The sequence below is a fragment of the Kitasatospora sp. NPDC054795 genome, assembly GCF_053611565.1.
Map to the genome: position 1 here is coordinate 24,219 of NZ_JBSHAP010000026.1, position 9,095 is coordinate 33,313.

Below are 9,095 nucleotides of genomic sequence, written 5' to 3' on the forward strand. Positions count from 1 at the left end.
TGTGGCGAGGGGTGTGACGAAGGCGCGCGGCAGCACCGCGCGAGGATGGTGACGAGGGAGAAGAGGGCATGCGGTGCCGTCCGGGCGGCCGGCGGCACTCCCGGGAACGGGACCAGGAACGGTGACGGAGCTCGGGTCAGCCCGCCGCGGCGAGCACGTCACGGTAGGCCTTGACCCAGTCGGCCAGCGTGCCGCTCTCCCGGCCGATCAGGATGTGGCGCCGCACCATGCCGCCGAACATCGCGCCGAACGCGGTCGGGCGCAGATCGGTGTCCGGGTCGGTGCCGAGCCGCTCGGCGGCGATGGTGACGGCGTGTTCGATGAAGGCGTCGATGACGACCAGGGCGTAGTTGTGGACGGAGTGCACTTCGAGCAGGCCCCTGCGCAGCCGCCGGCGGCGCTCGGTGTGCTCGACGGGCTCCTCCAGCCGTCCGCCGGTGACGGTCAGCGCGTTTTCGAGCGCGGCCCAGAGCGGGAGTTCGGCGGGGGCGGCGGCGAAGGCGTCGAGGACGACGTGGCCGAAGTCCCAGCCGAACAGCAGGGCTTCCTTGGCCGGGTAGTAGCGGAAGAAGGTGCGGTGGGCGACGTCGGCGCGGCGGCAGATCTGGTCCACGGTGGTGCGTTCGTAGCCCTGCTCCTCGAAGAGGTCGAGCGCCGCGGAGCGGATGCTGTCGCGGGTGCGCGCCTTCTTGCGGTCGCGCATGCCCGGCTCCGCCGCGGTGTCCGTCCCCTGCATCGTTCTTCCGCTCCTGTTCGGTGAGTTGGGTGTCCGAGCCGGTTCCGAGTCGGATCCGAGTCGGTCCGTTCCGGTCCCGGGCGAGTGCCCGGTCCGGGCGTCGGTGGGGCCGCCGAGGGGGCGGCTGTCAGTACCGAATCACGTCCGACCGTGCTCGCTCAAGGCGGGAGACGACTCTTCCGGGTTTCGTCATCCGAAGTTTGCACAACTGCCTTTTGGCAGTACTGCCACTTCCGAAATGGTGTGGACGTCGGCGGCCGCACTCCCCCTGGCCGCCCCCGCACCCCCGAACCGAGGAACCATGAAGCGGCACACCCACCTCCTGGTAGCCGCGGCCTGCACGGCCGCGCTCACGCTCACCGCCTGCTCCGCCTCCGACGACGCCCTGTCCGGCACCGGCGCCGCCGCCGGGAACACCGGCGCGGCGGCCGACGGGCAGGCCGTGGACGGCGGCACCCTCAAGATCGGCCTGGACCGACCGTTCGCCAAGCTCGACCCGGCCGACGGAACGCTGATCCAGATGCCGATGATGGTCCTCGCCAACGCCCTGTACGACCCGCTGATGGTCAACGGCGACAACGGCACCGTCCAGCCGTACCTCGCCAAGTCCTTCACCCCCGACGCGGACGCCACGGTCTGGACCCTCGACCTGCGCGAGGGCGTGACGTTCAGCGACGGCAGGCCGCTCGACGCCCAGGCCGTCGCCGACCACGTCACCCGGCTCGCCAAGCCGGAGAGCAAGTGCGCCTGCGCCCTCGACGCGGCCGCCATCGGCTCCACCGCCGTCACCGGCCCGACCACCGTCGCCTTCACCCTCAAAGCGCCCGACGCCGCCTTCCCGAACCTGTTCACCCGCTCGCTCGGCTACGTCTCCGAGGCCCCGTCCGGCGACTCCCCCGCCGTCGGCTCCGGCCCGTACACCGTGGAGAGCGTGCAGCCCGGAGTCTCCGTCACCCTGGCCCGCAATCCCGCGTACTGGGGCGCCAAGGGCCACGCGGACAAGCTCGTCTACCGGGTGCTGCCCGACGCCGACAGCCGCTACCAGTCGCTGCGCTCCGGCGACACCGACCTGATCTGGACCGAGACGCCCAGCCAGCTCAAGCAGGCCGCCGCCGACGGGCTGCGCACCGCCACCGGGCCCGGCTCCACCAGCACCGTGCTGTTCAACACCAAGGCCGCGCCCTTCGACGACGTCCGGGTCCGCCGGGCGGTGCAGTACGCGATCGACCGCGAGGCCCTGGAGAAGGTCGTCTTCCTCGGTCAGGGTTCCGTCGCGGACGGGCCGATCGGCTCCCGCTCCCCGTACCGCACCGCCGCCGGGTACCCGGCCCACGACCCGGCCAGGTCCCGTGCCCTGCTGGCCGAGGCCGGCCACCCCGACCTCGCCTTCGAGTACCTCGTCGACAGCCGCCCCGAGGCCCAGCAGCGCGCCACCGTGCTCCAGCAGATGCTCGGCGAGGCCGGGATCAGGATGACCGTCAAGCCGCTCGACAACGCGGGCCTGGGCACCGCGATGCTCCAGCGCAAGTTCCAGGTGATGGACTTCATCACCAGCATGTTCGGCGACACCGACACCGCTCTCGGCAGCCTCTACCTGCCTAACTCGCCCTACAACTTCATGAGTTGGTCGGACCCCGAGGCCCAGAAGGCGATCACCGAGGGCCGCGCCTCGACCGACCCGGCCAAGCGCTCGGCCGCCTACGGCCAGGCCGCCGCGCGGGTCGTCGGCGAGGCGCCGATGGTCTTCCTCACCGAGAACACCGTCGGCTTCCTCGGCACCGCCAAGGTCGGCGGACTGCCCGACCTGTCCAGGCGCACCGTCCTCAACGTCTCCCCCGCCACCCTGTGGGTGAAGCGGTGACCCCCGGCGCCCGGACCGCCCTGCGGTACGGCGGGCAGCTCGGCCGCGCCGCGGCCGTCCTGCTGCTGGTCACCGTCGGCGCGCTCGCCCTGCCCCACCTGATGCCCGGCTCCCCCGCCGTCGCCGCCCTCGGCCCCACCGCCACCCCCGAGCAGATCTCCGCCTACGAGGCCGGGCTCGGCCTGGACCGCAACGTGCTCGCCGCCACCTGGCAGTGGATCGGCGACGCCCTGCACGGCGACCTCGGCCACTCGCTGTCCACCGGAGCGGCCGTCACCGGAGAACTCGCCGACCGCGTCCCCGTCACCCTCGAACTCTTCCTCGCCGCCCAGCTGGTGGCGCTCTGCCTGGCCGTGCCCGTCGCCCTGCTCTCCGCCTGGCGGCCCGGCGGCACCTTCGACAGGCTCGCCACCACCGCCACCTTCTGCTGGCTCGCCGTCCCCGGCTTCGCCCTCGGCCTGCTGCTCATCTGGATCGCCGCCGTCCAGCTGCGCGTCCTGCCCGCCACCGGCTGGACCCCGTTCACCGAGAACCCGGCCGAGAACCTGCGCCACCTGGTGCTGCCCGCCCTCACCCTCGGCCTCACCGAGGCCGCCGTGTTCACCCGCACCCTGCGCGGACAGCTGCTCGAAACCCTCGACCAGCCGTACATCGCCGCCGCCCGCAGCCGCGGGATGGGCACCACCCGGCTGCTGCTGCGCCGCGCCCTGCGGCCGTCCAGCCTGCCGCTGGTGACGCTGATCGGGATCGGCATCGGGACCTCGCTGGGCGGCTCGGTGCTGGTCGAGTCGCTGTTCGCGGTGCCCGGCGTCGGCAGCCTGATCTCCGGAGCCATCGCCGGCCGGGACTTCCCGGTCGTCCAGGCCGTGGTGGTGGTCAGTGCCGTCGCCGTGGTCGCGGCCACCTTCGCGGTCGACCTGCTGTACCGCACGATCGACCCGAGGATCGCCCATGAGCGCCGCTGAGACCACCACCGTGACCGCCGAGAGCGCCGCCGGGTCCGTCAGGACCGTTGGGAACGAAGCCGGGACCGCAGGGAGCACCGACACCGCCGGGACCCCCACCGCCCGCCGCCGCCCGCCGGCCGGCGTGCTCGCCGCCGCGGCCTGGCTGGCCGCGGTCGCCCTCGCCGCCCTGCTGCTGCCCCTGCTGCCCGGCTTCGACCCGCTGCACGGCGACTTCGCCCACCCCTCCGCCGCCCCCGGCCCCGGCCACTGGCTGGGCACCGACGGCTCCGGGCGGGACATCCTGCAGCGCACCGTCGCCGGCGCCCGCGCCTCCTTCACCGTCGCCGCCCTGACCGTCCTGGTCGGGCTGCTCGGCGGGGGCGCGCTCGGCCTCGCCGCCGGCTGGTTCCGCGGCCCGGTCGACAAGGCCATCGGCTTCGCGACCGACCTGCTGATGTCCGTGCCCAGCCTGATCCTGGTGATGATCGTGGTCTCGATGCGCGGCCCCGGCCTCACCGTCATCGGCGGCCTGATCGGACTGTTCACCGTCCCGCACTTCACCCGGGTGGTGCGCGCCGTCGTGCTCTCGCTCGCCGAGCGCGGCTTCGTCCAGGCCGCCCGCATGATCGGCACCGCCCCGCTGCGCATCCTGCGCCGCGAGATCGTCCCGCACGTCCTGCCGATCGCGCTCACCTTCGCCTTCACCGCCACCACCGTCGCCATCGTCGCCGAGGGCTCGCTCAGCTTCCTCGGCTTCGGGCTGCGCCCGCCGGAGCCCTCCTGGGGCGGCATCATCGCCGAGGGCCGCACCACCCTCGGCAGCGCGCCGTGGATCTCGCTGGCGCCCGCGGCGGTGCTCTGCCTGACCGTCCTCGCCCTCAACTACCTCGGGGAGCACCTGCGTTCGGGCGCTCCCGCCGCAGCCAAGCCCACCACAGCCAAGCCCACCGCCACGAAGGGAGCGCGCGGATGACCTCCGCCCCCGTCCTCGACGTCCGCTCGCTGGACACCGTCCTGCACACCCCCGACGGGCGGGCCCTGCACGTCCTGCACGGCGTCAGCCTCGCCATCGCGGCCGGCGAGTGCCTCGGCGTGGTCGGCGAGTCCGGCTCCGGCAAGTCCGTGCTCGCCCGCACCGTCCTCGGCGTCGAGTCGCGCACCACCAGGGCCGTCGCCACCGGCGAGATCCGGCTGAACGGCGAGGACCTGCTCGCCGCCACCCCCGCCCGGCGCGCCGAACTGCTCGGCACCCGTATCGCCATGGTTCACCAGGACCCGATGACCTCGCTCAACCCGGTCGTCCGGATCGCCGACCAGGTCACCGAGTCGATCACCAACCGGCGCCGCCTGTCCCGACGCGAACGGCTTCGCACCGCCGCCGAGTTGCTCGCCGCCGTCGACGTCCCCGACCCCGCCCGGCGGGCCCGCGCCCACCCGCACGAGCTCTCCGGCGGCCTGCGCCAGCGCGTCGGGATCGCCGCCGCCCTGGCCGGCGAACCCGCCCTGCTGCTCGCCGACGAACCCACCACCGCCCTCGACGTCACCGTCCAGCGCACCGTCCTCGACCTGCTCGACCAGCACCGGGTCGACCGGGGCCTGGCCACCCTGCTGATCACCCACGACATCGGCCTGCTGTACGGGCGGGCCCGCCGCATCGCCGTCATGTACGGCGGCCGGATCGTCGAGACCGGCCCCACCGAAGCCGTCACCCGGCACCCCCGGCACCCCTACACGGCGGCGCTGCTGCGCTCCGTCCCGCGCGTCACCGGCCCGCTGCGCCGCGCCCTGCCCGCCATCCCCGGCTCACCGCCCGACCTCACCCGGCCCATCCCCGGCTGCCCCTTCGCCCCGCGCTGCGAGCGGGCGACCGAACTCTGCACCACGACCGCGCCACCCACCCGCACGGCGGCGGACGGACACACCGCCGACTGCCACTTCCCGCTCACCGCGGCCGACAGCACCGCTCCCGAGGAACTGGAGTCCGCGGCATGACCACCGCGCCCGACACCGCCGCACCCGACACCGCCGGCGCCGGAACCGCCGACACCGGTACGGCCGTCCTGGAGGCCACCGGCCTCGGCGTCGTCCACCGCACCCGCTCCGGCCCGCTGCACGCCGTCAGCGGCGTCGACCTGGCCCTGTACCCGCGCCGCACCCTCGCCCTGGTCGGCGAGTCCGGCTCCGGCAAGAGCAGCATCGCCAAGGCCCTGCTCCGCCTGCCCCCACCCACCTCCGGCACCGTCACCCTCGACGGCACCGACCTCGCCACGCTCTCCCCGCGGGCCCTGCGGGCGGTCCGGCCCCGCCTCCAGATGGTCTTCCAGGACCCGCTCTCCTCCCTCAACCCGCGCCGCCGGGTTCGCGACCTCGTCGCCGAACCCCTCGACGCCCACCCCGGCCCGGCCCGCGACCGGAGCCGGGACCGGGAGCGGGACCGGGAGGAGATCGTGACCCGGCAGCTGGAGGCCGTCGGCCTGCCGCCCGCCCTGTTCGGCGACCGCCGGCCCCACCAGCTCTCCGGCGGACAGGCCCAACGGGTCGCCATCGCCCGGGCGCTGGCCGCCGGACCTCGCGTCCTGATCGCCGACGAGGCGGTCTCCGCCCTCGACGTCTCGGCCCAGGCCACCGTGCTCAACCTGCTGCGCGACCTCACCGAGGAGCGCGGACTGGCCGGCCTCTTCATCTCCCACGACCTCGGCGTGGTCCGGGCGGTGAGCGACGAGGTGGCCGTGCTCCAGCTCGGCCGGATCTGCGAGCGCGGCCCCACCGAGGCCGTCCTCGCCGCCCCGGCCCACCCCTACACCGCCGCCCTGCTCGCCGCCGTCCCCGAACCCGGCCGCCCGCTGCGCGACACCGGCCTGCTCCCCGCCGACCCGCCCTCCCCCCTCGCCCCGCCCAGCGGCTGCCGCTTCCGCACCCGCTGCCCGCTGGCGGACAGCCGCTGCGCCACCGAGGAGCCCCGGCCGCGGGAGGTGACACCCGGCCGCACGGTGGCCTGCCACCGCCCGCTGGTCGGCGCCGCGGAGGCCTGACCGGCCCGGCGTTCGGCCCGAACGGCCGGGCGGCCGCTCCCGGCCGGCGCCTTCGGGTCGGCGACCGGCGAGCGGTGCGCGGGGAGGCTCGCCGCCGTATCGGCACGGCCGGCGGACGGCGCCGCCCCGCGTGCGTGGCGCTCGGCCACGGACGCGGGGCGCCGGCGAACCGGGGAGATCGGAAGGCGTGGGCGGTATCACCGCCGAGGCCGGTGGTGACGGCGGTGAAGCCCTTGCCGAGGATGTCCTCGTAGCGGGCGGTGGTGCCGTCGCCGAGCCGCCCCTCGGTGTTGGAGCAGGTCCGTGGGCGAACCGTCCCGGGACGGCGCGACGGAGCCTTCCGCCCGTTGTGGCAGCCCCCGTACGATCGACGGTCATGGTTGAGCTCTATCCTCCGACCGCCCCTTACGACACCGGATTCCTCGACACCGGCGACGGCAACCGCATCTACTACGAGCAGCTCGGCAGCCCCGACGGCAAGCCGGCGCTGAACGTCCACGGCGGCCCGGGGGCGGGCGCGCCGCAACGGCCGACACGGGCCTGGGACCCCGAGCGCTACCGTGTCGTCCGCTTCGACCAGCGCAACTGCGGCCGCAGCACCCCGCACGCCGGCGACCCGGCGGCGGACATGAGCCTGAACACCACGCAGCACCTGATCGACGACATGGAGCGGCTGCGCGATCACCTCGGCGTCGAGCGGTGGTTGCTGAACGGTGCCTCCTGGGGATCGACCCTCGTCCTGGCCTATGCGCAGCAGCATCCCGAACGGGTCGGCGAGGTCGTCGTCCAGGCCGTGACGACGGCCCGACGAGCCGAGATCGACTGGCTCTACCGGGGTGCCGGGCGGTTCCACCCGGAGGCATGGGACCGGTTCCGCGACGGTGTCCCCGCGGACGAGCGGGCCGGCGACCTGCCGGCGGCGTACGCGCGGCTGATGGAGCACCCCGACCGTGCCGTCCGGGAGAAGGCCGCCGCCGACTGGCTCGCCTGGGAGGACGCGGTCGTCTCGAACGAGCCCAACGGTTCGCCCGGCATGTACAGCGACCGCGAGGTGGACGCGCGGATCGCCTTCGTCCGGATCTGCTCCCACTTCTTCGGCAACGGCGCCTGGCTGGAGGAGGACCAACTGCTGCGCAACGCCCACGTACTGGCGGGGATCCCGGGAGTGCTCGTCCACGGCCGGCACGACATGGGCTGCCCGGTACAGACCGCCTGGGAGCTCGCGAAGGCGTGGCCGGGCGCGCGGCTCCACATCATCGAGGATTCCGGGCACGCCGGCAGCGAGGCGATGCACCGGGCGACCCGGACCGCCATCGAGGAGTTCAAGAACCGCTGATCCCCAGGACGCGGAGTCGGCCCTGGACCGGTCGCGCCGGCCCGGGCCGGCGCGACCGCCCCGACGGGCTCGGCCCGGGCGGGGCAGGGGTCAGGTCGCGCGGTTTAAAACCCCGCCTGACCACCCCCCCCCGGTGGGGCCCCGGGCCGGGGCCGGCCCCCGGGGCCTGGCCCCACCGCCCCGTCGGGCTCGGCCCGGGCGGGGAAGGGGTCAGGCCTCGTCGGTGGTGGAGATGGCCAGCAGCTTCGTCACCGAGCCGTCGTCGCCGACGACGTCGCGCAGGTGCCGGAAGCCGAGCCGGTGGCACATCGTCAGGCTCGGGGTGTTCTCGGCGCCGACCATGCCGTAGACCTCCTTGAGCCCCAGCTCGTCACCGGCGTAGCGGATCAGGCCGCGCACCACCTCGGCGCCCAGGCCCCGGCCCCAGAACTCCGGGGCGAGCGCGGTGACCAGCTCGTGGCCGTCGACGTTCCCGGCGCGCTTGACCTCGGCGTGGCCCGCGTACGCCCCGTCCAGCCAGAGGCCCCAGACGTCGAAGAGGTTCCGCGGGTAGACGTCGGTCAGGATCGCGCGGAACAGCGTTCGGATGTCCGGCTCGGGCACGAGGTCCTGGCCCATCCAGCGGCACACGTCCGCGTTGCGCAGCAGGGAGACGAAGGCGTCCTCGTCCTCGGTCCGGTAGGGGATGAAGTCCAGGTGCTCGGTGCGCAGCGGAGGGGTCATGGTGCTCTCCTCGGGTCGTGGTGGTGCGGCGGCTCGGTGGTGCGGTCGTGCAGCGGTGAAGCGGCGCGGTGGTGCGGTGGTGCGGTGGTGGGGTGGTGCGGCGGCCGGGACGGGGCCGGTCGGCGTGGGCACGACCGGCTGCCCGTCCCGCGGCGGTCAGGCTCCGGCGTTCTCCATGCGCTCGCGCAGGCTCTTCGGGCGCATGTCGGTCCAGACCTCGTCGACGTAGGCGGTGCACTCGGCCTCGGTGCCCTCGGTTCCGACGGGCTGCCAGCCGGCCGGTACGTCGAGGTCGGCCGGCCAGAGGGAGTACTGCTCCTCGTCGTTGCGCAGCACCTGGTAGCGGGTGTTCTCGTCCATGTCGGGCTCCTTCGTCATCGTCGGTCGGTCCGTCGGTCGGTCCGCCGGTCGGTCAATCGGTCGGTCAATCGGTCGGTCGGTCGGTGCGGGTGGGTGGGTG

General features: G+C 74.4%; 9 protein-coding genes. 6 read left to right on the plus strand and 3 right to left on the minus strand.

The genetic code is table 11. The features are described from left to right. Window positions 1-136 precede the first annotated feature (136 nt). A complete protein-coding gene (locus ACWGJO_RS12470; RefSeq protein WP_452183400.1) occupies window positions 137-736 on the minus strand; it encodes a TetR family transcriptional regulator in 600 nt (199 codons plus the stop codon). A gap of 301 nt (window positions 737-1,037) precedes the next feature. Here ACWGJO_RS12470 and ACWGJO_RS12475 point away from each other — a divergent pair, with 301 nt between their 5' ends. From ACWGJO_RS12475 to pip, 6 genes are all read left to right on the plus strand, one after another. Next, window positions 1,038-2,597 (plus strand): ABC transporter substrate-binding protein, encoded by a 1,560-nt coding sequence (locus ACWGJO_RS12475; RefSeq protein WP_452183401.1) that lies wholly within the window; start codon window positions 1,038-1,040, stop codon window positions 2,595-2,597. Next, on the plus strand, window positions 2,594-3,562 hold the full coding sequence (locus ACWGJO_RS12480; RefSeq protein WP_452183402.1) for an ABC transporter permease: 969 nt from the start codon (window positions 2,594-2,596) through the stop codon (window positions 3,560-3,562). The genes ACWGJO_RS12475 and ACWGJO_RS12480 overlap by 4 nt, the downstream gene beginning before the upstream one ends. Next, window positions 3,549-4,517, plus strand: a complete 969-nt coding sequence (locus ACWGJO_RS12485) for an ABC transporter permease (protein ID WP_452183403.1) — start codon at window positions 3,549-3,551, stop codon at window positions 4,515-4,517. Before ACWGJO_RS12480 ends, ACWGJO_RS12485 begins: the two co-directional genes overlap by 14 nt. After that, window positions 4,514-5,536: an ABC transporter ATP-binding protein gene (locus ACWGJO_RS12490; RefSeq protein WP_452183404.1), complete on the plus strand. Its 1,023-nt coding sequence runs from the start codon at window positions 4,514-4,516 to the stop codon at window positions 5,534-5,536. Before ACWGJO_RS12485 ends, ACWGJO_RS12490 begins: the two co-directional genes overlap by 4 nt. Beyond that, entirely contained in the window at window positions 5,533-6,576 is a 1,044-nt protein-coding gene (locus ACWGJO_RS12495; protein ID WP_452183405.1) for an ABC transporter ATP-binding protein, read from the plus strand. The genes ACWGJO_RS12490 and ACWGJO_RS12495 overlap by 4 nt, the downstream gene beginning before the upstream one ends. Before the next feature lie 376 nt (window positions 6,577-6,952). After that, the gene (gene pip, locus ACWGJO_RS12500; protein WP_452183406.1) at window positions 6,953-7,912 is read left to right on the plus strand and encodes a prolyl aminopeptidase; all 960 of its coding nucleotides are present in this window, start codon (window positions 6,953-6,955) and stop codon (window positions 7,910-7,912) included. 210 nt (window positions 7,913-8,122) lie between these two features. Here pip and ACWGJO_RS12505 read toward each other — a convergent pair whose 3' ends face one another. After that, entirely contained in the window at window positions 8,123-8,635 is a 513-nt protein-coding gene (locus ACWGJO_RS12505) for a GNAT family N-acetyltransferase (protein WP_452183407.1), read from the minus strand. Between the two features lie 156 nt (window positions 8,636-8,791). Continuing rightward, window positions 8,792-8,995, minus strand: coding sequence for an MbtH family protein (locus ACWGJO_RS12510; RefSeq protein WP_316528801.1), 204 nt, complete (start codon window positions 8,993-8,995; stop codon window positions 8,792-8,794). Window positions 8,996-9,095 lie beyond the last annotated feature (100 nt).